The organism is Mesorhizobium sp. M0909 (genome assembly GCF_040319515.1).
Classification (GTDB): Bacteria; Pseudomonadota; Alphaproteobacteria; order Rhizobiales; family Rhizobiaceae; genus Mesorhizobium.
This window is the reverse complement of record NZ_JAMYOA010000002.1, coordinates 35,004-58,819: the sequence shown is the minus strand read 5'-3', so window position 1 is coordinate 58,819 and position 23,816 is coordinate 35,004. Positions and strand designations below refer to the sequence as shown.

Below are 23,816 nucleotides of genomic sequence, written 5' to 3'. Positions count from 1 at the left end.
ATGGCGGAGCTGCGTGGCGCGCTGATCGGCTGCGGCTTCTTTGCCGTCAACCAGATGCATGCCTGGCGCGACATAGAGAGCGCTTCGATTGCCGTCATCTGCGACCGCGATCCGGACCGGTTAAGGGTGGTCGGCGACCAGTTCGGCATCGCGCGGCGCTATACCGACGCTGCTGCGCTGTTTGCCGGCGAAAGGTTGGATTTCGTCGACATCGCTACCACCGTACCAAGCCACAGAACGCTGGTGGAGATGGCGGCGCAGTATGGCGTTCCGGTAATCTGCCAAAAGCCGTTCGCGCCGTCGCTTGCCGACGCCAAGGCCATGGTGAAAGCCTGCGCCGACGCCGGCGTGGCGTTGATGGTGCATGAGAATTTTCGCTGGCAGTCGCCGATCCAGGCGGTGCGTGCGGTGCTCGACAGCGGCGAAATCGGCACCCCCTTCTTCGGACGGATCTCGTTCCGATCGGCTTATGACGTGTTTTCCGGCCAGCCCTATCTGGCGACCGGAAGGCGCTTCATTATCGAGGATCTAGGCATTCATATCCTCGACATCGCCCGCTTTCTGCTGGGCGACGTCTCGACGGTCACCGCGCGAACGGCGCGCGTCAATCCCGGCATAACCGGCGAGGACGTTGCGACGATGCTGATGGACCACACGGGCGGCGCCACTTCCGTGGTCGACTGCAGCTACGCCAGCAAGCTCGCGACAGAGCCGTTCCCCGAGACGCTGATCGAGATCGACGGCAAGGATGGCACGATCCGGCTGGCGCAGGGCTACCGCCTCACCGTCACCGGCAGGAGCGGGACGGTCGTTAGCGACGTCTCGCCGCCGCTGCTGGCCTGGGCATCGCGGCCGTGGCACAACATCCAGGAAAGCGTCGTCGCCATTCAAAAACATTGGGTCGATTGCCTGACCAACGGAACCGAGCCCGCGACCTCGGGCGCGGACAACCTCAAGACATTAGCGCTGGTCGAGGCAGCGTACGCCGGCGCCGCAAGCCGGGAGCCGGTGCAACTCGACGCCTTGCTGAAATGACAGCCGACGCCTTCCTCCTCTACGGCACACGTGCCGTTGAAGCCGAACCGGTCAGGCTGCAAGCCGGCGCGCTGACGGCGGACTTCGTCAACGGCAATCTGCGCACCATTCGGCATGGCGGCACCGAAGTTCTGCGCGCTATCGCCTACATCGTCAGGGATCGCGACTGGGGCACCTACGAGCCGAGACTGGCCGATCTTGCCATCGAACAAAATGCCGAGGCTTTTTCCGTCAGTTATACGGCAAGTTGCCAAGCACCGGAGGGCAGCCGGCTCGGCTTTCGTGCGACCATCAAGGGCTCCGCCGATGGTAAATTGGTCTTCGACGTGAGCGCTCTTCCCGACAGCGATTTCGAAACCAATCGCTGCGGCTTCTGCATCCTGCATCCGATTGCCGGCTTGGCCGGCAGCCCGGTCACGGTCGAGCATACCGATGGCAGCGTGGTCGCGACCAGGCTTCCAGAGCTGATCGATCCCTGGCAGCCTTTCAAAGACCTGCGGGCGATCACCCATGAGGTCCGGCCGGGCGTCACCGCTGAATGCCGGATGGAAGGCGACGTTTTCGAGATGGAGGACCAGCGCAACTGGTCGGATGCCTCCTACAAGACCTATGTCCGGCCGCTCGCGCTGCCATGGCCATACGTGCTGCCTGCCGGCAAGACCTTCCGCCAGACCATCAGCTTGCGGATGGAGGGTGGCGGGAAAGTGCCGGCTGCCGCGGCAAGCGCCGAACCGATTCGTGTCACGCTCGGCCAAGCCGGACCGGTGCTGCCGGATATCGGCGTGATCATCTACCCGGATGAGGTCGAGGCGGCGCTGGGCAAGCTGTCGGTGCTGTCCGAGCTTGGCCCGCAGCAATTGATGTTCCACTATGACCCGACGCGCGGCCACGAGCTCGATGCCTTGCGATCCTACGCCCGGCTCGCCGCCGCCTATCCGGTCCGGACAACGCTCGAATGTGTCATTGCCGGCGACGGCGATCTCGACGCCGAGCTTTCGGGCGTCACCGACAGGGTGCGGCAGGCCGGGCTCAAGCTTTCGGCCATTGCCGTTTCGCCCTCGGTCGACCGGCAGTCGACGCCACCGGGCAGCGGGGGGCCGCGCGGCCCACCGCTCGAAGGCGTCTATGCCGCGACGCGGCGCGCCTTTCCCGACAGCCGCCTCGGCGGCGGCATGTTCAGCTATTTCACCGAACTCAATCGCAAGCGTGTGCCGGCCGACCCGCTCGATTTCGTCACGCATTGCACCTGCCCGATCGTGCACGCCGCCGACGATCTCAGCGTCATGCAATCGTTGGAGGCGCTGCCTTCCATCACTGCCTCGGTGAGGACGATCTTCGGGGCAAAACCCTATCGGATCGGGCCGTCGACCATTGCCATGCGCCAGAACCCCTATGGCGGGGCGACCAAGGCCAATCCCGACAGTCAGCGCATTGCCATGGCCGACCGCGACCCTCGCCATACCGGGCTGTTCGGAGCCGCATGGACGATCGGCTATGCCGCACGTGTTGGGCCGGCCGGACTCGAAATGCTGACGCTCTGCAGCTTCACCGGACCATTCGGCGTGCTGGCCTCGTCGGGCGAACCTGTCGAAGAAGGTACACCCCGGCCGATTTTCCACGCGGTGAAAGGACTTTGCGATCTGGCCGGCCATGCGCATGTGGCGGCGACAACGACCGATGAGAGGCGGGTGCTGGCACTCGCCGGCCGTTCCCAGACAGGCAAGATCATCGTCTGGTTGGCGAACCTTACCCCGGTCGATGTTCCGGTCGACGTCTCCGGGCTCGGCTCCGATCAGGGTCCTCTCAAGATTTGGGATGGACGACTGTCACGCCAGATTCCGCGCGATACGTCGGGCCGAGACCATCTTGTGATGACACCCTACACAATCGTCCGGATCGGCTGAAGTCATTTGCCGAGGCTCATGGGTAGCCGCACTTGCGTAGCGGTTGCGTGTAGCCGCAGCACTCCGCTGCCGAGTTGTCACCGGATTTGCTTTCGAAACTCGCCCGGTGCCATTCCAGTTGTCTTGGAAAAAAGACGGCTGAACGAGGCGACGTCCTGATAACCCACCCGATAGCAAATTTCTGAAACGCTCAGTTTCGTTTCCTCAAGCATGGACCTTGCCAACTCCAGCCGCCTTTCCTGGATCCATTTTCCCGGCGTTGTCTGGAGTTCGTCGAAAAACCTGCGAGACAGGGTTCGCGAAGACATGCCCAATTCGGTTGCCAGAAATTTCAGATCGATTTCCGACATCTTGTCTTTCGAGAGCTCACGCAACTTGTCCTCGAATGGGCTGGCTCCGTTCGAAATTCCATCGAGGGAAAATTCGTAGGGACTCTGGAATGTGCGCGGCGGCGGGAGAACCAGAAGTTTTCGAATGATCCGCTCTTCCTTCGAGAAGCCCAGATCGATCAGCAAAGCCCTGGCGAGTTCGAGTCCGGAAAACCCGCCTCCGCATGTGTAGAGGCGGTCCTGGCGAATGAGGAGCCGGGAAGCGTCCCATCGCACTTGCGGAAACCGGCGGCTTGCCTCGGCTCTCAGCCACCAGGATATCGTCGCGCGTTTACCGTCCAATAATCCCGAATTGGCGAGCAGATAACACGCGCCGCAATGTGCTGCGATGATTGCGTCCTGCTGCTGCGCGAGCGCGATCAGCGGTTTTGAATGTTCGCTCTCCTCGTCGAGCGAGCGCAGAAGCTGCGGAATCTCGACACCCGGCATGGCAACAAGAATCAGGACATCCATTTTCCGCGATGGTTGAGCTTTTGTCGGGAAGGAAATTCCGGTGCTTGATGCCGACGGCGCGCTCCTTGAAACGAACTCACAGGAGAGAACCTGCGAACGGCAGACATCATTCACAAGCTGAAACATTTCCACGAGCGTCGAGACGACGGCCGAATAGAAATTCGACGGCAGCCAGATCACAACGTGGAGGCTCCTGACAGCCATTGCGGTACTCCAGTGCCGGTCTCGGATGGCAAGCCTAGCATAGTCCTTGCAAGAATTGCCAATTCCAGAACAAGCGCGCGGGCTCCAGGAGGGCCTATGCGGGCTTGCTGATGAAAGCGGGGCCGCGGAAATCCATGGCCGGGAAGATGCAAATGCTGAAATCGTTGAATGAAAACACGCGGCAAATACATCGGATTCAGAGGGCAACAGAAAACTGCGTCGGTCCGGGCTCAGGCTGATCTGTGGTCAGTCAGTAGGCCGAGAGCAGGTGCAGGCCGCTACGCCGGTCCGGACCTTGCTCTTGGTTTTCAGCTGCCGGAGTTCATCACGTAAAGCGCACGCGAGCGTTCGAGGTGCTTGATCATCGCCTTCTCGGCGCCATCCGCATCCTTGGCTTCGATGCGTCCGATGATCTCTTCGTGCTCGGTCAGCGTGAACTTTTCCTTGCCGGTCCAGATCAGCATTTCGGTGTGGTATTCCTTTAGCCAGCCAAGCATTGCCTCGCTGACGGCGACATAGATGGGGTTGCCGGATATTGCCGAGATCTGGGTGTGGAATTTCATGTCGGCGGATATGAAGGCTTCCGAGTCGCCACGATGGCTGCGCTGCTCTGCAACCGTTGCGCGCAACCGCTGCACGTCCTCGGCGGTTGCCTTCTCCGCGGCTTCCCTGACCATGCCGCGCTCGAAGAAGATACGCGCGTTTTTGAGGTGCTCCAGCGTGTCCTTCGACGACGACAGGATGATCTTGGCGGCGCCGTCGACCTGTTTGATGATCGACTTGGCGGTCAGCTGCAGCACTTTCGCCCGCTCGCCATGCGAGATCGCGACGAGGCCCATATTGCTCAACGCCTGCATTGCCTCGCGGATCGCCGGCCTGCCGACCTCGAAGCGCTCCATCAACTCGCGCTCCGATGGCATGTCGTCACCCGGCAGCAATTCGCCGCTGGTGATCAGGCGCTTCAGTCTCAAGAATACTTCGTCGGAAAGCTTGCGCCGGACGATCGGCTCCGAACGGTTCATCGTCGCGAATCACTCCTTTGACCGGCCCCTATCTAGCATTTTCGGCGCGAATTCCGGAACGCCTGCTGCCGGCTCGTCCGGCTCTGCCCAGCCGGATAGGGCTTGCAAAGCTTATGTACTCATTATACCAGATTTCAGGGGCCAAGGAACCTTTTTCGAACCACCCCGGCAGGCCGCGCGAATATGATTGTTCTCACCTATCGCATCGAAACGCCCGGCAATATCGAGGCGCTGGCGGCCAAGATCGCAAGCGACCAGTCGACCGGAACCTTCGTCGCGCTGGCCGGCGAGACCGAAGAGCTCAAGGCCAGGGTCGCGGCGCGAGTCCTGGCGATACGGCATCTGCCCGATGCGGATCGGCCGTCTCTTCCCGAAACCGGTCCCGAAGCGCGCAATGGCCCGGTCAAGCGCGCCGACGTCGACATCGCGTTTCCGCTAGACGCCATCGGCACCGACTTGTCGGCGTTGATGACCATCGCCATCGGCGGCACATTTTCGATCAAGGGCCTGTCCGGTATCCGGATCGTCGACATGAGGCTACCCGAGGAGTACCGGGGCGCGCATCCGGGCCCGCAATTCGGCGTCACGGGCAGCCGCAGGCTGACCGGTGTCGCGGATCGTCCGATCATCGGGACCATCGTCAAGCCGGCGCTGGGGCTCCGCCCGCCCGAGACGGCCGCAATGGTGCAAGAGCTGATTGCAGCCGGCGTCGATTTCATCAAGGACGACGAGAAGCTGATGAGCCCGGCCTATTCACCGCTGTCGGAGCGGGTGAGGGCAATCATGCCGCTGATCCTCGACCGCGAGCAGAAGACCGGCAAGAAGGTCATGTATGCCTTCGGCATCTCACATGCCGATCCCGACCAGATGATGCGAAACCACGACCTGGTGGCAAAGGCCGGCGGCAATTGCGCCGTGGTCAACATCAATTCGATCGGTTTCGGCGGCATGGCTTACCTTCGAAAACGCTCCAGCCTTGTGCTCCATGCCCACCGCAATGGCTGGGACATTCTCACCCGTCATCCCGGTCTTGGCATGGATTTCAAGGTCTGGCAGCAGTTCTGGCGCCTGCTTGGCGTCGACCAGTTCCAGATCAACGGCATCGCCTCGAAATACTGGGAACCCGACTGGTCCTTCGTCGAATCCTTCAAGGCGGTGGCCACGCCGATCTTTTCGCCGGCCGATTGCGCATTGCCGGTCGCCGGTTCCGGCCAGTGGGGAGGGCAGGCGCCTGAAACGTTCCAGCGAACCGGCCGGACGGTGGATCTTCTCTATCTGTGCGGCGGTGGCATCGTCAGCCACCCGGACGGGCCGGGCGCCGGCGTGCGCGCCGTGCAGCAGGCCTGGCAGGCGGCGGTCCAGGACATTCCGTTGTCGGATTATGCCTTGAGCCATGTCGAGCTGGCGCGGTCGATCGAGAAGTTCGGCGACGGCAAGGCGGCCTGACGCCATGCAGAACCTGCTTCTGAGTTATTATGGCGACGACCTGACCGGCTCGACCGACGTGATGGAGGCGCTCGAGCTCGGCGGCGTGCCGACCGTGCTGTTCATGCGCCAGCCGGACGAGGCGCTGCTTTCGCAGTTTGCGCATTGCCGCGCCGTCGGGCTGGCCGGCACCAGCCGCAGCGAGACGCCGCAGTGGATGGACACGCATCTGCGAGATGCCTTCGCCTGGCTGAAGACCCTTAACGCCGAGATCTGCCACTACAAGGTCTGCTCGACCTTCGATTCCAGCCCGGCGATCGGCAGCATCGGCCGGGCGATCGAGATCGGCTGCTCGGTTTTCCGGCAAGACGGCGTGCCGCTGGTGGTCGGCGCGCCGCAGCTGAAGCGCTACACCGCCTTCGGCCATCTGTTCGCGGCCTATCGCGAAAAATATTTCCGCATCGACCGCCATCCTGTGATGAGCCGCCATCCGATCACGCCGATGGACGAATCCGACCTGCTGATCCATCTGTCGCGCCAGACAGACCTCAGCTCGGGCCTGATCGACCTGGCAACGCTGCAGTCTGCGTCACGGTCGGAAGCATTCGACCGGCTTGTGGAGGATGGCACAGGGATCGTGCTTGTCGATGTCGACAGCCTGGAAACCCAAGCGCTTGCCGGCAAGGAGATTTGGCGCGCTCGCAAGCCGGGCAGTTATTTCGTCGTCGGCTCTTCGGGCATCGAATATGCCTTGCTGGTCGAATGGGCATCGAACCGAATCGTGGATGCCAAACCCGCCTTTTCGCCGCCGGGCGCTGCCGACAGGATCGCCGTGGTCTCGGGGAGCTGCTCGCCGACGACGGAACGACAGATCCGGCATGCCCTGGCCGAAGGCTTCGACGGGATCGAGCTCGACCCGGTCGAACTGGTTTCCGAGGCTTCGAACGACGCTATTGCGCGCGCGGTCGCAACCGGCCGCTCCAGCCTACGGGCCGGGCGGAGCATCATCCTCTACACCGCGCTCGGACCTGCGGCCGACCGCGGTGCTGAAATCGATCTCAGGGAAGGCGCCCGCCATAAGCTCGGGCGCGGCCTTGGCGAGCTTCTCCGCGAACTGACGCTTCAAGAGAAGCTGCCGCGCGTGGTCATCGCCGGCGGCGACACGTCGAGCCATGCACTCGGCCAGATGGGCGTCGACGCGCTGACGGTGCGAATGCCGCTGCCGGCATCGCCGGGCTCGCCGCTTTGTGTGGCGCATTCGCGCATAAAGGCGATCGACGGGCTGGAAATTGCCCTCAAGGGCGGGCAGGTCGGAACCGACCGCTATTTCTCCACTATTCGCGATGGAGACGGGTCGGCGGTTGAGAGCGGGGAACATCAGTTCGAATCAGTGATGCTCGATCGAGATCCAGAAACCCCAGACGTTTAGGTCGGCGGCAATGCCACTCATCCCGCTATCTTGTTCGGCCCATTGCCCTGCTTGGATGATACTGACGGGCATAGGCGACACAGGCGTCCACCGTGCTGACACAGAGCGCATCGCGGTTGTTCGGCAGGTTGTTGTCGCCGGCGTAGGCAACCTCGGCAACACGACCGTCAACCATTCGAATTTGCGTGTTGCAATAGCCGCCGGGGGCGACGTTAACGGAACCTCCGAGCGCAGGGACCGGGCCAATGGCCACGGTCGGAACCACAATGTTGAGATTGCCGCGTTGAACGACCCGCTGATAGGTCCAGATCTGGCCGGATTTGCCGACATCGGCAGTGGCGGTCGGAAAGCCGGCGCACATTCGAACGTCCGCCTCGCTAAGGCCAACCATCTCCTTGCGGGCTGCCGCCGCCGTGGCGTCTTCCCTCGCGGTGCTCGACGTGTCGTCTGGCATGACGCAGGATGACAGGATGGCGGCGCCTGCCGATAGAAGGAGAAGGGCAAGCTTTCGGGTGTGGAAAGATGTCATACCAACTTCGGATTGCACGGGAGCCCCGAATGCCAACCTAGGAAGTGAGCCAATCGAGTCAACCGGCAGAAAATTCACGAAGTCGTTTGGTACGTCATTCCGCCGCGCGCATCCGCTGCAAGAGGTTGAGGCTGCCGCCGTGACCCTCGCGCCCTATCTTCCGCCTGGGCATCGGATTTCCCAAACCGATCCCTTCTTGTCAGACGTACTGGCGCACGGTGCTGTGACTTTGGTTCGGCCGACGGTGTGCTAGTTTCCAGCCAATTGCTCCGGAGACGTCATGCCTATCAAGCTGCAAGAAATCGCCCTCGCTCTTCTGCTGTTGGTTGCCGGAACTGGGGTCGGTCATGCGGAGACGGCCCAGCGGCCGCCGCCCACAGGCGGGGTTCTCTCGCTCCTGCCACCGCCGCAGACTTCCGATCATTCGATCGTCATTGCCGGACGGACGCTCGATTACGACGCCAGGGCCGGCACGCTGTCATTACCGTCCGGCAAAGGCGATATCACCGCCGAGATTTTCTATGTCGCCTATGCTCTGCACGCCGGGAAAGAAACGGGACCGGATCCGCGTCGCCCGATCACCTTCGTTTTCAATGGCGGTCCGGGAGCAGCTTCCGCCTATCTTCATTTGGGCGCGCTCGGTCCGCGGGTTCTGGCGACAGCGGCCGATGGAAGTTTCCTGCCGCCGCCGCAGAGGCTGTTCGACAACCCCGACACTTGGCTCGACATGACCGACCTGGTCTTTGTGGACCCTGTCGGAACCGGTTACAGCCGTGAAGCGCCCGGCACGGAAGCACACAGCTTCTGGGGCGTCAGCCAGGACGCCGCGTCGATAGGCGCGTTTATCCGGCTCTATCTGGCGCAGACCAGCCGTACGGCATCGCCTGTCTTCCTGGCTGGTGAAAGCTATGGCGGCTTTCGAGCAGCATTGCTCGCCAGGAAGCTTCAGGAAGACATCGGCATCAGCCCGAGCGGCGTCGTGCTGATTTCGCCGGCGCTCGAATTCACGCTGGTGCGTCCGGACGAGTTCCAGCCGCTCCACTGGGCGCTGGAACTGCCGTCGCTGGCGGCAGTTCGCCTGCACAGCGAAGGCGTTTCCGGCCCGGCCCTGCAGGCGCGGCTGGCGGAAGTCGAACGCTATGCGCTCGGCGAATATCTGGCCGCGCTAGCCGGTGGGCTGGAGCAGGGTGGACGCCTGGCGAGCCAGCGTGTCGCCGCAATCACCGGTCTGCCGCTCGATCTCGTCCAGCGGCACTTTGCACGCATTCCCATAGGGCTGTTCGCCAAGGAGTTTGCACGGGCAAAGGGCAATGTTCTCAGCGCCTATGACGGCAACATCGCAACGGCGGACGTAGCGCCAGAGAGCCTGGGAGTCGAGGGTCCCGATCCGGTGCTCGACCGAAGCGTGCCGGCGCTTACCTCCGCTTTCGTCGGATATGTGCGTGATGAATTGAACTTCCGTACGGATATTAGCTATCGGCTTCTCAACCGCGAAGTCAGCGGCAATTGGGATTATGGAACGAGCCCGACGCGTCAGGGCTATGCGGGTGTCATGGACGACCTTCAGCAGGCGCGCACGCTGAACCCCAGCCTCGGCGTGCTGATCGTCAACGGCTACAGCGACCTGGTGACGCCGTACATGGGCTCGCGCTACCTGCTTGGTCAAATTCCTTCGCTTGCCGGCGCAAAGCCCATTCGCAGCGAGGTGCTGGAAGGCGGGCACATGATGTATCTGAGGCCGGACGGGCGGGCGGCGCTGAAGCAGGCTGCGTCCGAGCTTTACCGAACGACCCAATGAGACGATTTGCGCAAAAAAGCGTCGGATGCGCTGTTCGCCCTCTCATCAGGCCCTAGTTCCATCGCGATTGATCGGTTACACACCTAGGATGGCGTCTTTTAGCGACGTTCGACAGCGGATTAGCCGGCTCTCCAGAATCGCGCCACTGGCGCGGCGTGCTGCCGAGCGGGCCATTCGGAATACCAGGCCACACAGGCTGACAAGCCTCGTCGACCGCTGGAATGCGCTGTCGCTGGCCACGCAGTTCCTGCTCGCGGGTGGTCTATTCTCCCTGTCGGCCATGGTGGTGGTGGGGATTTCAGTCACGAACCATATAGAAACCGTGGTCACGCAGAATTCGGCTTCCGCTACGGCTCTTTACGTGGACAGCGTTATTGCACCGCTGCTTCCGGATATGCGCAAGAGCGAAGTCCTCGACGAGAGCGTAGCCCATGCGCTCGATGAAACGCTGGGACAAGGGGCACTCGGCACAAGGCTCGAATCCTTCAAGCTCTGGCGTCGCGACGGAACCATCCTGTATTCGACCGACAAGACATTGATCGGCAAGCGCTTTGAACCCAGCGACAATCTCCGGGCGGCATTCGCCGGCCAAATGGTTTCGGAATTCGACAGGCTCGACGATCCGGACAGCGAGGCCGAAAGAGCCAGCGGCTTGCATCTCCTCGAGATCTACAATCCGGTGCTGCAGCCATGGTCGGGGGAAGTGGTGGCCGTTTCGGAATTCTACGAAGTCGCCACTGATTTTGAAAGAAACCTGCATCAGGCACTCATTCGAACCTGGCTGGACGTTGCCGCGGTCACAGCGGCCTTCTTTCTCGGGCTGTCGGCAATCGTGTTCCGTGGCAGCCGCACGATCAGTTCGCAGAGCCGCTCGTTGAAGCAGCGCATTGCCGAGCTTTCCGATCTGCTCGCTCAAAACAGATTTTTGAGGCTGCGGGTGCAGCGCGCTTCGCAGCGTGCCACCGCACTCAACGAACGCTATCTCAGGCGCATCGGCGCGGACTTGCACGATGGCCCCGCGCAACTGGTTGCTCTCGCGGCGCTGGGGATCGATAGCCCGGTCATTGCCGATCCTGCTACGTCGCAATCGAGGCGTGCGCAGGAATTGCGGGCCATCAAAGCACATTTGGACGATGCCATGCGCGAGATCAGGAGCATCAGCAAGGGCCTTGTCCTGCCGCATATAGAGCATGCCGAACTGGGTGAAATTCTCCAGATTGCCGTACAGGCGCACGAAGAACGAACCGGCGTCAAAGTAAGATTATCGATGACCGGCGGCCATACACCGCTGTCGCCGGCGGCCAGGATCTGTATCTTCCGCTTCGTCCAGGAGACGCTGAACAATGGATTCCGTCATGCCGGAGGTGAAGGTCAGTCGGTCGAGAAACATTTCGACGGCGAACGCGTTTGTATCGAAGTGTCCGACGCCGGCCCCGGCTTTGATCCACAAATCGTGCGTCCCGAGGGGCTGGGGCTCGTTGGGCTGCGCGAGCGGGTGGAAAGCCTCGGGGGCCAGTTTACCGTGACGTCCTCACAAAGTGGCACGATCGTGAAAATGGCTCTCAACATCGTTGAAATGGGGCAGACATGACAGCAGCCATCAGGCTCGCCATCGTTGACGACCACCCGCTGTTCAGGGAAGGCGTTGTGCGCACGCTCGATCAGATCGGCGGGTTCGAGATCGTCGGCGAAGGAAGCAGCAGGGATGATGCCTTGCGGATAGTCAAAGACCGGCGGCCCGACATTCTGCTGATGGACATCTCGGTGCCCGGAGGCGGCCTCAGCGTGATCGGACCGGCCCTGGAGAGCCATCCGGCACTGAAAATCGTGATGCTGACCGTTTCGGAAGAAAACCAGCACGTGATGACCGCATTGCAGAGCGGGGCAAGGGGCTATGTTCTGAAGGGGGTCGGATCGAGGACGTTGGCTACGATCCTGCGCACGGTAGCGTCGGGCGAACGATATGTCTGTCCACAATTGTCGGCACGCCTGTTGGCCGATCTGTCGGCTCAATCAAATGAGCCGGCGAAAGCCGACGGACTTGCCGAACTCACCAGCCGCGAAAGGGAGATCCTGACGCTGGTTGCCGCGGGACTGAGCAACAAGCGGATCGGGCTTCGGCTGAACCTGCATGAGAAAACGATAAAGCACCACATGACGCGAATCCTGGCCAAGCTCAACGTCAGCAACAGGACCGAAGCCGCAATGACTTTACGCGATGCGACTGAGCGGCGGCATTCGCCTGTTCGCGATCATGCTTGAGCCGAGATTGCCGCACAGGCGGCTATGTGAACCGGCCTCAGTTGATCATTTCAAGTAACCTGTCCCGATCGGAACGCGTCGCCAGGCGCCGAATGATGGTACGGCCCTTGGCATCCCGCATTTCATATTGGCCGCTATCAACGCGCTCGCTGAGGCCGTTCGAATGCACCACGCCAATGCTCGGCCCACTCACCTCGATCCGGTCTCCCGTGGTTGCATTGATAAAGAGTTTTGGCCTGCTGCCCGGGGTTACCGCAGCGGCGGGATCAGGGAGATTGTCGTCCTGCGACTTTGCTTTGCCTTTGCCGGCACCGGCGTTCGAGTTCGAATTGCCGGAGTTTCCACCCGGATTGCCGGAATTGCCGCCCCCATTCCCATTTCCGTTCCCGCCATTGCCGTTGCCGTTCCCGCCGTCTTTGGCCCAGGCAGCCAGCGGGCCGAGCGGCTGCGATAGTCCGTCGAACACGACGCGATAGGGGCTCACGACGAGAACGAAGGTCAAAACGACTACAGAAATGCCGACATGACGTCCTCGCGAAGATCCGGTCCTTAGTCTCCGGGTCGTCATCAATGAACTTGCCAGTCGCATGGCGGAAATCCCCTTAATCATACGGACCTTTCGTGCTGCCTCCTGTTCGAATTCGTGCGATGCTTAAAACAATGGTTTGTATCGGTAAGGTCAAGACCCACCAGTCCCACGAGGGTAACTGGTGGGTCTCGCTGGCGCAGGAAGGGACTATTTACTGCGCAAGTCTTTTGCCTTCGCTTCGTTGCGTCTCTCGGCGGGGGCGCCGAGTTCTCATCGTCAGCCAACAATAAATCCAATGGCTGCGATCCCGAAACACAGGCCAAATAACGGAAAAAGCAGCCAACGCGCCTGGTGAACGCTCGAATCCATAGCGGCCTCCTGTAACAGTCGGCATCGCAACGGGGCTCTTCTGAACTCGGTTCCTGAAACTCTCGCGTTTCGGGCTTTTGCGATAGCAGCCTCGGACCAAAGTTCGGCTGTGCACGACCTTGGTCGACAGGCCTACAGACTGAAGTCCCTATGCAAGGAGCCGCCTGCAATTCGGCGACCTTTGTGTCCACCAGGCGGCGCGATCCACCGGTCCCTTCGAATGCTTTACCTTCCTGGCTCTATGGCGAAGCGACATTGGTCCACTGCATGTCATTGAAACGTCACCAGTAGAGACCCATATGCGGGTTGCGTCGGATGTCTCCTCCCATTGCGTCCGGCGCGTTCCCCTCTGGAGGTTACAGACCTTCACGCTTGGCCGGGCTCAACAGTCCGGCCTTTTCTTTTGGTCATCGCTGTCTGGGTCGAGCATCGTCCTGCCGCAGCGCGCCGCCTCAGCTGCGAGGTGGAATTTGCTGGACAGACCAGGTGTTGCCGTCGGGATCCTCAAAGAAGACAAATCTGCCCCAGGGAAAATCCTTGATATCGCTGACCTCGATGCCTTGGGCGGCCAGATGCCGGTGCGCCTCATCGATGTCGGGCACAACCAGCTGCAGCCCCCGTATGGATCCCGGGGTGCTGTCGACGATGCCTTTGCCCATGGCAATCGAACAGGCCGAACCGGGCGGCGTCAATTGCACGAAACGTATCTCGTCGCTTACCGTGTGATCATGATCGAGGTGAAAGCCGACCTTCCCAACATAAAAGGCGATGGCATTGTCGACGTCCGATACGGGGACCGGGACCAGTTCCAGCTTCCAATCCATGACAGCCCTTTCGCAGCTTTCGCCAAGTGGTGCCGAACACCTTGGTCGACATCCCACCAGCTTCCCAACATTGTCGGCGCGGGCCGCTCAATCAGTCAAGAGATGTCCGGCAAGAGCTGGGTTCGGGCAACGTGAGGACTGGTCTCATTGCTGACGGCGTTCGGAACCGATAAGCGCAAGCTCAGTGTGGGCGAAGGCGTTCTCGTGCTTTCCGCCACGCCCGACCGGGCAGGGTGGCCGGTTCGGCCGAGTTTGCCGCGCTATGCAGCGCGCTTCGGACCGATCGGCAATTCAAAGACGCCAGCACTGTATCCAAGGGATATCCGAGCCGGCGCGACGTTCTGGCGGCAGTGCGCGATATCCGTTTCAAGGGAATCGCCTACCGGGAGCCGGTACGGTGGGATGAAAAAGGGGACAATCCGGCCGCGGTGAGTGGTGGAAAATGGCCGCTTCCGACAGATCGCCGAAATCCGGCAGATGCAGAGTGTCGAGCAGACCAACCCCGACAGGCTCTCCGACCGAAACCGCTTTCCGCCGCTTTGCCAGGCGATTTTCACAGGACCGCGAAACAATTATCTCGGGTCGCCGTTTCGCCCGCAGAACCTTTCGAGGAGGCGACGATGAGTGCAACCGGCTTGGACGTTTTTGACAAAACGCTGCAGATAACAAACATCTGGCTTGACGAGATCATGGCGGATCTTGGTCCGGATCGACACGTCGCCTGGCATACATTGGGCGCCGTTCTGCGAACCCTTCGGGACCGGCTGCAGATCGGACTGGCGGCCAAATTGGGAGCGGAACTGCCGCTGCTCGTGCGCGGCGCCTACTATGATCGCTATCGGCCCGCCGACATGCCCGACAAGACACGCTCGCTCGAGGAGTTCCTGCAACACATCGCCGATGAATTGAAATCGACCCGTCCTGTCGATCCCGAGGATGCGGCACGCTCGGTGCTGCGTGTGCTTGCACGCCATATCGACCTCGGCCAGTCCGCGAAGGTGCGGGATGCGCTGCCAAAGGAAATCCAGGCGCTCTGGCCTGAAAGCGTGGGCGTTAAATAGCAGCGGCCCGCTTATGCGGACGCACGACGGACCGAAACTTCGAACGTAAGCGCGGTTGGGTCTGGTCGACCCCGGTGACGCTATGTGACACGCTCGATGGCGAGGCTTAGCTAGGCAGCCGATGTGAACTGTCGCGGCTTAACCTGGAAAGATCGTGAAACCGCCATCGACGCGGATTACCTGCCCGTTGATGAAGCGCGCGCGCGGACCGGCGAGGAAGGCCACCGCTTCGGCGATCTCTTCCGGCTCCGCATACCGGTTCAGCGATTTCTTGCTCGAGTCCATACGCTGCGGATCGACCACGCGGCTCGCCTGGAAGCGTGCCGTTTTGGTGGCGCCAGGGCTCACCGCATTGATGCGTACGCCATCGTCGATCAATTCCTTGGCGAGGCAGCGCGTATAATGGACAACAGCCGCCTTGAGCGTCGAGTAGACCACCTCGGGCGAGCATCCGATATGCGCTGCCGCCGAGGCGATGTTGATCACCGAGCCTGAGCCGCGCTTGACCATCGGCGGAACGAACGCCTGGCAGACCAGCATCGTGCCGATGAGATTGTTCTCGGTTAGAACCTTGATGTCTTCGTAGTCGATATCGAGTGCGTTGTTGGGATTGGGCTTTACGCCCTTGGCGCCGATGTCGCCGCCGGCGCAGTTGACCAGAATGTGCACGTCGCCGAGATCGGCCTCGATCTTCCTCTTCATTTCGGCGACAGCTTGTTTGTCGCCTATATTGCCGGTGACTGCGGTCACCCGCGTCCCATGCTTCTCCAAGCCCCGAGCAGAGTCGCCGAGATCCGCGAATTCGCCATATTGAGATGGCCGGGTCCAATCGAGGTCGTGGACCGCGACGTTTGCGCCAAGTCCGGCCAAGCGGTCGGCCATCACGCGGCCGAGGCCGCGTCCCGAGCCGGTTACGAAGGCGGTCAGGCCGCTGAGTTCTCGGGCAGTCATGCTGATTTCTCCATTGCAATGAAATCGAACTTCTTCATGTTGGCGGCGCTGCGCCGGATCATGTCGAGCTCGTACGAAACGAGCGCACCGTCATCATCGCGCTCCCATGGCGTGCGGTAGTCGGCGTCGTCCGCAAGGCGGTTCAGGCGCGCAGCACTCAGGCAGGCGGCGAACTCGCGGGCGGTCTTCGGCCCATATCCGTTCCACCAGTCGTCGGTGAAACAGCGAACGTGACGGGCCTCCAGCGCGCCTGGCTCAAGCACTGCCGTCAGCGTGTCGTGGTGCTCGCCAAGGATGGCTGCCAGTTCGGCGAATGGCACGGCGCCGTCGCCGATCGCGCAGCGGACCAGACGGTAGCCCTCATCCGTGAACTGAATGCGATAATCCTTGAGGTGAACATGGCGGACATGGGGCGCGATCCGGCGCGTGAAGGCAAGCGGCGCCTCGCCGACAGGAAAGGTGTTGCCGGTGTCGTAGGTGATGCCGACGCCCGGCCCGCCGAGTTCGCAGAACGCAACCAGTTCGTCGCTGCCGAAGTCCTGGTGGTTCTCGATGCCGAGCATCCAGCCCTCGGCCGCCGCACGCGGCCCCCATTCCGTCAAGGCAGCGCGAATCGTTGCGTTGAACTCACTCCATTTCGGACCCCACGCATTGCGGTCGCCGCACAGGACAGGCGTCAGCGCGATACGGATCGTCGTCGCCTCGAGCAGGCGCGCAGCCCGAAAGGCATTGTCCAGCGGACCTGCCACCAGCAGTCCGCCGCTCACCACCGGGACGATGTCCAGCGCGGCAAGACGCCTGCGCAGGGCGACGATTTCGGCGTCAGTCAAGTCGGTCAACCAGGGTTCGTAGATCTCGAGCGTGCGTGCGCCTAGTTCCTGCGCCAGCGTAATGAAGCCTTCCAGCCCCACGCCGTCCGGATTGTGCCGGGGCGTGCCGCGGCCCTGCAGTCCGAGATGATAGGTCAGTCCGTAGGGGTTGAGGCCGAGACGAAGCATCAGCTTGGCGGTTCCAATGGAGAGCGGAGAAGCGTCACTAGCGCAGACCGGCATCGACGGTAATGGACTGTTTGGTGATCATGCGGCTGTCGTCGGCTGCCAGGAAGAGCACTGTGCGTGCAATCTCCTCGCCCAGCAGGACGCGGCGGATCAATTGCCGCTGCACCGTCTGGTCGACTGCCTCCTGCGTCTTGAACCACAGCTCGCGCTGCCGCTCGGTCATGACGGCGCCGGGTTCGACCGCATTGACGCGGATGTTATCCGGTCCGAACGACCGCGCCAAAGCACGCGTCAGCGCCACCACAGCCCCCTTGGCGGTGGCATAGGCCACCATCTGGTCCGCTCCGAAACGCCAGGCGATGGAAGAGAAGTTTATGATCGAGCCGAAGCCGAGTTCCTTCATATGCGGATGCACAGCCTGCGCGGCGAAGAAGTGATGCCTCAGATTGACGTCGAAGCTGCGGTCCCAATAGTCGGCCGTTACCGCGTCGATGGGATGGCGTTGATCATTGGCGGCGTTATTCACCAGGGCGGCGACCGGACCAAGCCGCGCGCGCACGCCTTCTACCGACGCCTTTAGCGCATCGACGTCGGTCACATCGCAATGGAGATATATGGGAGCCTGCCCGGCGGCACCAGCGAGCTCGCGCACCAACGCCTCCGCTGGCTCGTCTTGCACGTCGAGAAAGGCTACCCGGGCGCCATTCGAGGCGAAGGCACGGACCATATCGGCGCCGATGCCGGAGGCGCCGCCGGAGATCAGCACGACCCGATCGGTCAAGCTCGGATAGGTCGCGAATTGTACGGACATCGATTACAGAAGCGCCTTGGTTGTTGGATCGAACAGACAGGCGCGCGACATATCGATGCCCAGCGTTATCGTCTCGCCCATGACGGGAGCGTCGTCCGGCTCGAAACGGCCGGTGATCTCCAGGTCACCCAGCCTGAGCACGGCAAGCGTCTCGGCCCCGGTCGGCTCGACCAGTTCGACCGGCGCCTGCATGGACGCCACAGCAGGTTTGCGCGACTTCAGACCGGTCGTGAAACGGTAGATGTGTTCCGGCCGGATACCGAGCACGACGTCCTTTGGCGCACCGGCGGACATCGGCGCGGCAAGAGCAAGGCTGGCGTCGCTGCCGTCAGCGGCGCGTACCGAGATGCTGGTCGAGCCGGTAAGCCGGGCGGGGATGAAATTCATCGCCGGCGATCCCATGAAACCGGCAACGAACATGTTGGTCGGCCGGTCGTAGATCCGCTTCGGCGTGTCGAACTGCTGTACCGAGCCCTGGTTCATCACCGCAATGCGGGATGCAAGCGTCATCGCCTCGACCTGATCATGGGTGACGTACACCGTGGTCTTGCCGACGCGATGGTGAAGCTTCTTGATTTCGGTGCGCATATCGACGCGCAGCTTGGCGTCTAGGTTGGACAGGGGCTCGTCGAACAGAAACAGCTTCGGGTCGCGTACGAGGGCGCGCCCCATCGCGACGCGCTGCCGCTGGCCGCCCGAGAGCTGGCCGGGCTTGCGTTTAAGCAGCTGTTCGATCTGAAGGAGCGCGGCAACCCGCTGGACAGCTTCCGCCTGCGCCGCTTTTGGCACGCCGCGGCTTTCCATGCCGAAGGTGATGTTCTGGCGCACCGTCATGGTGGGATAGAGGGCGTATGACTGGAACACCATCGCAATGTCGCGGTCCTTGGGTTGCACGGAGTTAACCAGCCGGTCGCCGATCCATATCTCGCCCGACGTGACGGTTTCGAGGCCGGCGATCATGGCGAGCAAGGTTGACTTGCCGCAGCCCGACGGGCCGACAAGGGCGACGAATTCTCCGGTCTTAGCCTCGAGATTGATGCCGGCAAGAATCTCGAGCGAGCCGTAGCTCTTGTGAAGGTTGCGGATCATCAACGCGGACATGGGCGACGCCTCATTTGATGGCGCCCTGGGTGAGGCCGCGCACGAAGTATTTTCCACCGAACAGATAGATCAGCAGCGGTGGCAACGCGCCGATCAGCACGGCTGCGCTCATCACATCGTAAGCACGCGCGGTCGTGCCGCCGGCCGTGAGCGCGACCAGTGCCGCGGTAATCGGCTGCTGCTGGCCTGATGTGAAGACGACGCCGAACAAATACTCGTTCCAGATGCCGGTGAACTGCCAGATGACGGTGACAATCAGAATGGGCGGCGACAGGGGCAGGATGATCTTGCGGAAGATCCGCCAGAAGCCGGCGCCGTCGATGCGTGCCGCCTTGATCAGGTCGTCCGGTATGCTGACGTAGAAATTGCGGCAGAACAGGGTGGTGAACGAGATGCCCTGGACGACGTGGATAAGCACCAGCCCATATGTGGAATTGGTCAGGCCGAGCTTGCCGAGCAGGAACGCCCACGGCATCAGCGAAATCTGGCCGGGCATGAATACGCCAAGCAGCATCAGATTGAAGATCAGTTCGGAACCCCTGAAGCGCCATTTGGAGAGGATGTAGCCGTTCATGGCGCCGAGAATGGTCGAGATGATGGTGGCGGGGATCGTCATCGCCAGCGAGTTGAAGAAATTGCGCTTCATGCCCTCGCAGGTACCGCTGACGCAGTAGGATCCCCAGGCCTGCGCCCACGCATCGAACCGGAAGCTGCGCGGTACGGAGATGAGGCCGTTGCGGGCAATCTCCGACTGCTCGCGCAATGAGTTGAAGATCACCACCAGCAATGGCACAAGATAGACGACCGCGAAAAGCGTCAGCACGGCATAGACAAGGAAGCGGCTCCAGAAATGCCGGCGCGTGGCAGCGGCTTCCTCCGGATCAAAACGGGCATTGGGGGCAACTTCAGCCATTGCGGCCCTCCGCCCGCCGGCGCCAGACGATCCACAAGGAGTACGGCACCAGCACTACCGCGACCGCCGCGAGCATCATCATCGCCGCGGCGGCACCCTCGCCGATTTGGCCGCGCTGGAACATCAGGTCGTAGACATAGATGGCGGGGAAGGTCGTGGACACGCCCGGCCCGCCCCGCGTCAACGCCGCCACCAGGTCGAAGGTCTTGATGGCGAATTGTATCTGAATGACCGCCACCGCCAGAAATATCGGAGCGATGGTTGGCAGGATGACCCTCCGATAGGTCCGGAAAACCGACGCGCCGTCGATTTGCGCGGCTTTGACGAGATCCGGATCGACCGACCGCAGACCGGCCAGGAAAAGTGCCATTGCGAAGCCGGACGACTGCCAGATACCGGTTATGATCACCGCATAGATCGCGGTGTTGCGGTTGGCCGTCAGGGCGAAGCTGAAGTCGGTCCAGCCAAGCCCGCGAACGAAGGCCTGGATACCGTCGACAGGGTTATACAGCCAGCTCCACACCGTACCGGTGACGATGAAGGACACCGCCAACGGATAAAGGAAGATGGTGCGCCAAACCGCCTCGCCGCGGACGCGCTGGTCGATCGCGATCGCAAGCAGCAGGCCAACCGCCATCGAGCCAACGATATAGAAGCCGCTGAACAGGAAGAGATTCGTATAGGCGATGTTCCAGCGCCGGTTTGCCCAAAGCGAAGCGTAGTTGTCCAGGCCGACGAATCCATAGGTCGGCAACAGCGACGAATTGGACAGCGAGATGTAGAGCGTCCAGAATGTGAAGACGAAAACATAGATGAAACTCGCTGCAATCGACGGCGCCAGCACCAGAATGGGCACCATCGTGCCCAGGCGCTCGCGCCACGGACGGGAGGCGGCAGCTGCGGCTGGTACAATCAGATCATGGGTGGACATCGGGCTGCTCCGGCGAGGTCTGGCCAGGCGCTTCGCCCCCGGCCATCATCGGCAGCGTCACTTCTGCGCTTCGGCCGCATCCGCCATCGCATTGGCCGCGTCCTGCGCACTCATATCCGGCGTTGCTACAAACTCGGTGATGCTGTCCATTATTGCGCCGCGGACCTTTTGTGGCACCGTCATGTTGTGCGCCATCGAACGGACGAGCGTGCCGGCGGCGATCGAGGCTTGCAGATCCTTTTGCGAGAGTTGCTGGCAGGGATTGAAGCCGTTCGAAAGATCGACGTCGAGGCGGGCCGGGATGGACCCTTTGGTCTGATTGAAAATGGTCTGAAATTCGGGCGACAGGATGATGCTGGCAAGCAGCTTCTGTCCCTCGATGTAGTCCGGGTCCTTCTGCTTGAAGAACACGACCGAGTCCGAATTCAAGATGAAGCCGGGCTTGCCCCAATCGGTCGGCGCCTGGGCGCAGACATAGTCGGTGCCCTCCTTGAAGCCGCCGGCCGTCAGCAGGCCGATCGTCCAGTCGCCCATGATGTGGAAGGCGGCCTCGCCGCGGCCGACGAGATGCGACATGGTATCCCAGTCACGCCCGTTCATGCCGGGGTCCATGTACTTCGAGGTCATGGTGCGAAACTGCTCGAAGGCCTTGACCATGCCGTCGCTGCGCATGGCATCAACGTCGCCCTCGACGAAAGCTTTCCTGTAGAGATCGAGGTCCTGACCGTACACGACCACTTCGAAGACCGTCGAGTCGGTCCAGTCGGCGGTTGAGTGTGAAATGCAGATCTTGCCGCTGGCCACGATCTTGTCGCAGGCGGCGTTGAACTCCGCCCATGTCTTCGGCATCTCGTTGACGCCCGCATCCTTCATGACCTTCGGCGATGCCCACAGCCAGTTGATGCGGTGGATGTTCATCGGCGCTGCCACCCAATTCCCGGTCGGCTTCATCACCGGCAGCAATTCGGGAGCGACGACCTTCTCCCAATTTTCCGCCTTCGCCAGGTCGTCGAGATTGGCTGTCATGCCCGTCTTGTTCCATTCGGCGATCTCGGGGCCCTTTAGCTGCACAGCGGGAGGTGCGTTGCCGGCGATCACATCGGCACGCAGTTTGGCCAATGTATTGGCCGTATGGCCTGCGATGGAGGTCTGCTGCCAGGTGCCACCCTTGGCGGTAAACATCTCGCCGAGCTTGGCGATAGCCTGGGCGTCCGATCCGGTGGCCCATTGATGCAAGAGGTTGGTCTTCGGCTCCGCGAGCGCTGTTCCGGTAATCAAGGTGAAGGCGGTAGCGGCCGCAAAGGCCGTCCTCAGGTATTTCATCGTTTCACTCCCATATGTGATGCACGGTTCGTATCGACCGCTTGTGGCCTGCGATTTGAGGTCGTGGCCTGTGAGATGCAGTAATCTCCATTCTTTCCAAGATGACATATTTGAGCTATCAGTCAACATGCTTTGTGCTCATCATGAACAAACCTTCGCTTAGAAATTGGCTGATCGACAGGCCGTCCGCGTCGCCGGAGAGCCTGATCGTCCGATGCTTGCGCGAGCGCGGCGTGCTTTCCGCGTCGCAAATTACCCGCATTACCGGTTTGGCGCGGTCGACGGTTTCAACCGCGCTCAACGGCTTGAGAAAGTCAGGGATGGTGATCGAATCCTCGGCCCATCATGACGCGGCCAGGGGCATTGGCAGACCGGCCACGGCATTGACGCTCAATCCCGCTGCGGGCACCTGCGTCGGCATCCACCTGGGCCTCGACGAGATGCGGTGCGTCGTCGCCGACGTCTCGCATTCTTTCGTTGCCGAACAAACTATCCCCATGGGTCTGGACTACCAGCCGCAACAGGCGGCCCAGCTCGCCAAGTCAGTAATTGCCCGATGCTACGAAGAGAACGGTCTGCCGATGGCGGGGCTCCTGGGGGTTGGGGTCTCCGTCTCGGGCCCAGTCAGCCGCGAAGGAGTGGTGCTGCGCGCGAGTATTGTTCCGACCTGGGCCGGGGTCAACATCCGCGATGTGTTCGGGCCGGTCCTCGAACAGCCGATCTTCGCCGACAATGAGAGCAACTGCTCGGCCATTGCCGAGCTGATGTGGGGTGCGGCCGTCGGCCACGACGATTTCGTGCTGTTCAAGGTCGATCTGGGCGTCGGCGGGGCCATTGTCCAGCACGGCCGGCTGGTGAGCGGCATCGCCGGCGGCGCCGGCGAATTCGGGCACATCAGCATCGATCCCGGCGGCGACCTTTGCCGGTGCGGCAATCGCGGATGCCTGGAGCTCTATGCCAGCTTTGCCCGGCCGCTCGAGCAGATTTCGCGCATCGTTCGGCGGCCGGTCACGATGGACGATGTGATCATGATGGCCGAGCAGGGCGACGTGAGGGCGCTGCGGATGATCGAGGACACCGCCGAGTTCGCCGGCCGTGGCCTTGGCCTGATCGGTTCGGTGCTCAATCCGCCGCTCATCATCATCGGCGGCCGCATGGCCTTGGCGGGCGACATTCTCCTGGCGCCACTGATCGCGTCATATGAACGCCATACGCTGATCAAGTCCCGCGATGTGGCCCCGGCGCTGCGCACGCGGATCATCGTTGGCAAGCACACGAAGAACGACGCATTGCTCGGCGCGGTCGGCCTCGTGCTGCGCCACAACAGCCGGCTTCAATGACCTGACTCCGCTTCGGTTGGTACTCTGAGGCTCGTTGTTCCAAATCGGTGCGCACCCGCATCGCAGCCAAGTCCCTCCGGCCTTTGGACTGGTTCACTCTGGCGCGTTAGAGCGTGGCCGATGATGAGCGTGCCGAGAGGTGTTACAAGAATCGCGTAGGTTTATGGTGTTAACGGGCAAAGCTTGGGGAGCAGTCGTCAATGCCGTATTGCTGC

General features: G+C 61.8%; 21 protein-coding genes. 9 read left to right on the top strand and 12 right to left on the bottom strand.

What is annotated here, in order from left to right:
- On the top strand, positions 1 to 1,035 hold the full coding sequence (locus NKH83_RS02890; RefSeq protein WP_352802029.1) for a Gfo/Idh/MocA family protein: 1,035 nt from the start codon (positions 1 to 3) through the stop codon (positions 1,033 to 1,035).
- A complete protein-coding gene (gene apnL / locus NKH83_RS02885) occupies positions 1,032 to 2,939 on the top strand; it encodes a D-apionate lactonase (protein WP_352802028.1) in 1,908 nt (635 codons plus the stop codon). The genes NKH83_RS02890 and apnL overlap by 4 nt, the downstream gene beginning before the upstream one ends.
- Positions 2,940 to 3,016: 77 nt before the next feature.
- On the opposite strand, the gene NKH83_RS02880 is transcribed toward apnL, so the two are convergent.
- Both NKH83_RS02880 and NKH83_RS02875 read right to left on the bottom strand, forming a co-directional pair.
- On the bottom strand, positions 3,017 to 3,985 hold the full coding sequence (locus NKH83_RS02880; RefSeq protein WP_352802027.1) for a GlxA family transcriptional regulator: 969 nt from the start codon (positions 3,983 to 3,985) through the stop codon (positions 3,017 to 3,019).
- Between the two features lie 308 nt (positions 3,986 to 4,293).
- The gene (locus NKH83_RS02875) at positions 4,294 to 5,007 is read right to left on the bottom strand and encodes a transcriptional regulator NanR (protein WP_023720267.1); all 714 of its coding nucleotides are present in this window, start codon (positions 5,005 to 5,007) and stop codon (positions 4,294 to 4,296) included.
- Positions 5,008 to 5,190: 183 nt separating this feature from the next.
- Between NKH83_RS02875 and oiaX the strand changes: the two genes are divergently transcribed.
- Together oiaX and NKH83_RS02865 are read left to right on the top strand one after the other, a co-directional pair.
- Positions 5,191 to 6,453 carry a 3-oxo-isoapionate-4-phosphate decarboxylase OiaX gene (oiaX, locus tag NKH83_RS02870; RefSeq protein ID WP_352802026.1) on the top strand — a complete coding sequence of 421 codons (1,263 nt, stop codon included), beginning with the start codon at positions 5,191 to 5,193 and terminating at the stop codon, positions 6,451 to 6,453.
- A 4-nt stretch (positions 6,454 to 6,457) separates the two neighbouring features.
- Positions 6,458 to 7,861: a four-carbon acid sugar kinase family protein gene (locus tag NKH83_RS02865; RefSeq protein WP_352802025.1), complete on the top strand. Its 1,404-nt coding sequence runs from the start codon at positions 6,458 to 6,460 to the stop codon at positions 7,859 to 7,861.
- A 25-nt stretch (positions 7,862 to 7,886) separates the two neighbouring features.
- Here the strand turns inward: NKH83_RS02865 and NKH83_RS02860 are convergent, their stop codons facing one another.
- On the bottom strand, positions 7,887 to 8,390 hold the full coding sequence (locus NKH83_RS02860; protein ID WP_352802024.1) for a hypothetical protein: 504 nt from the start codon (positions 8,388 to 8,390) through the stop codon (positions 7,887 to 7,889).
- 280 nt (positions 8,391 to 8,670) lie between these two features.
- Here NKH83_RS02860 and NKH83_RS02855 point away from each other — a divergent pair, with 280 nt between their 5' ends.
- The 3 genes from NKH83_RS02855 (at position 8,671) to NKH83_RS02845 (ending at position 12,450) form a co-directional block, all read left to right on the top strand.
- Positions 8,671 to 10,188: a S10 family peptidase gene (locus NKH83_RS02855; RefSeq protein ID WP_352802023.1), complete on the top strand. Its 1,518-nt coding sequence runs from the start codon at positions 8,671 to 8,673 to the stop codon at positions 10,186 to 10,188.
- Positions 10,189 to 10,276: 88 nt separating this feature from the next.
- Positions 10,277 to 11,779, top strand: coding sequence for a sensor histidine kinase (locus tag NKH83_RS02850; protein WP_352802022.1), 1,503 nt, complete (start codon positions 10,277 to 10,279; stop codon positions 11,777 to 11,779).
- Positions 11,776 to 12,450, top strand: a complete 675-nt coding sequence (locus NKH83_RS02845; RefSeq protein WP_352802020.1) for a LuxR C-terminal-related transcriptional regulator — start codon at positions 11,776 to 11,778, stop codon at positions 12,448 to 12,450. Before NKH83_RS02850 ends, NKH83_RS02845 begins: the two co-directional genes overlap by 4 nt.
- A gap of 37 nt (positions 12,451 to 12,487) precedes the next feature.
- On the opposite strand, the gene NKH83_RS02840 is transcribed toward NKH83_RS02845, so the two are convergent.
- A complete protein-coding gene (locus tag NKH83_RS02840; RefSeq protein ID WP_352702887.1) occupies positions 12,488 to 12,952 on the bottom strand; it encodes a hypothetical protein in 465 nt (154 codons plus the stop codon).
- Between the two features lie 848 nt (positions 12,953 to 13,800).
- Positions 13,801 to 14,172, bottom strand: a complete 372-nt coding sequence (locus tag NKH83_RS02835; protein ID WP_352506268.1) for a VOC family protein — start codon at positions 14,170 to 14,172, stop codon at positions 13,801 to 13,803.
- A 620-nt stretch (positions 14,173 to 14,792) separates the two neighbouring features.
- Between NKH83_RS02835 and NKH83_RS02830 the strand changes: the two genes are divergently transcribed.
- Positions 14,793 to 15,233, top strand: coding sequence for a DUF2267 domain-containing protein (locus NKH83_RS02830; protein ID WP_352802260.1), 441 nt, complete (start codon positions 14,793 to 14,795; stop codon positions 15,231 to 15,233).
- 138 nt (positions 15,234 to 15,371) lie between these two features.
- On the opposite strand, the gene NKH83_RS02825 is transcribed toward NKH83_RS02830, so the two are convergent.
- Genes NKH83_RS02825 through NKH83_RS02795 form a run of 7 tightly spaced genes read right to left on the bottom strand, consistent with a single transcriptional unit; the run spans position 15,372 to position 22,261 of the window.
- Positions 15,372 to 16,184 (bottom strand): SDR family NAD(P)-dependent oxidoreductase, encoded by an 813-nt coding sequence (locus NKH83_RS02825; RefSeq protein ID WP_352802018.1) that lies wholly within the window; start codon positions 16,182 to 16,184, stop codon positions 15,372 to 15,374.
- Entirely contained in the window at positions 16,181 to 17,182 is a 1,002-nt protein-coding gene (locus NKH83_RS02820; RefSeq protein ID WP_352802016.1) for a sugar phosphate isomerase/epimerase family protein, read from the bottom strand. The genes NKH83_RS02825 and NKH83_RS02820 overlap by 4 nt, the downstream gene beginning before the upstream one ends.
- Before the next feature lie 37 nt (positions 17,183 to 17,219).
- On the bottom strand, positions 17,220 to 17,993 hold the full coding sequence (locus NKH83_RS02815) for an SDR family NAD(P)-dependent oxidoreductase (protein WP_352802014.1): 774 nt from the start codon (positions 17,991 to 17,993) through the stop codon (positions 17,220 to 17,222).
- Positions 17,994 to 17,996: 3 nt separating this feature from the next.
- Positions 17,997 to 19,094, bottom strand: a complete 1,098-nt coding sequence (locus tag NKH83_RS02810) for an ABC transporter ATP-binding protein (protein WP_352802012.1) — start codon at positions 19,092 to 19,094, stop codon at positions 17,997 to 17,999.
- Positions 19,095 to 19,104: 10 nt separating this feature from the next.
- Positions 19,105 to 20,007, bottom strand: a complete 903-nt coding sequence (locus tag NKH83_RS02805) for a carbohydrate ABC transporter permease (RefSeq protein WP_254817037.1) — start codon at positions 20,005 to 20,007, stop codon at positions 19,105 to 19,107.
- Entirely contained in the window at positions 20,000 to 20,938 is a 939-nt protein-coding gene (locus NKH83_RS02800) for a carbohydrate ABC transporter permease (protein WP_352802010.1), read from the bottom strand. The genes NKH83_RS02805 and NKH83_RS02800 overlap by 8 nt, the downstream gene beginning before the upstream one ends.
- Positions 20,939 to 20,995: 57 nt before the next feature.
- Positions 20,996 to 22,261: an ABC transporter substrate-binding protein gene (locus NKH83_RS02795; RefSeq protein WP_352647474.1), complete on the bottom strand. Its 1,266-nt coding sequence runs from the start codon at positions 22,259 to 22,261 to the stop codon at positions 20,996 to 20,998.
- 101 nt (positions 22,262 to 22,362) lie between these two features.
- Here NKH83_RS02795 and NKH83_RS02790 point away from each other — a divergent pair, with 101 nt between their 5' ends.
- On the top strand, positions 22,363 to 23,601 hold the full coding sequence (locus tag NKH83_RS02790; RefSeq protein ID WP_352802008.1) for an ROK family transcriptional regulator: 1,239 nt from the start codon (positions 22,363 to 22,365) through the stop codon (positions 23,599 to 23,601).
- Positions 23,602 to 23,816: the final 215 nt, after the last annotated feature.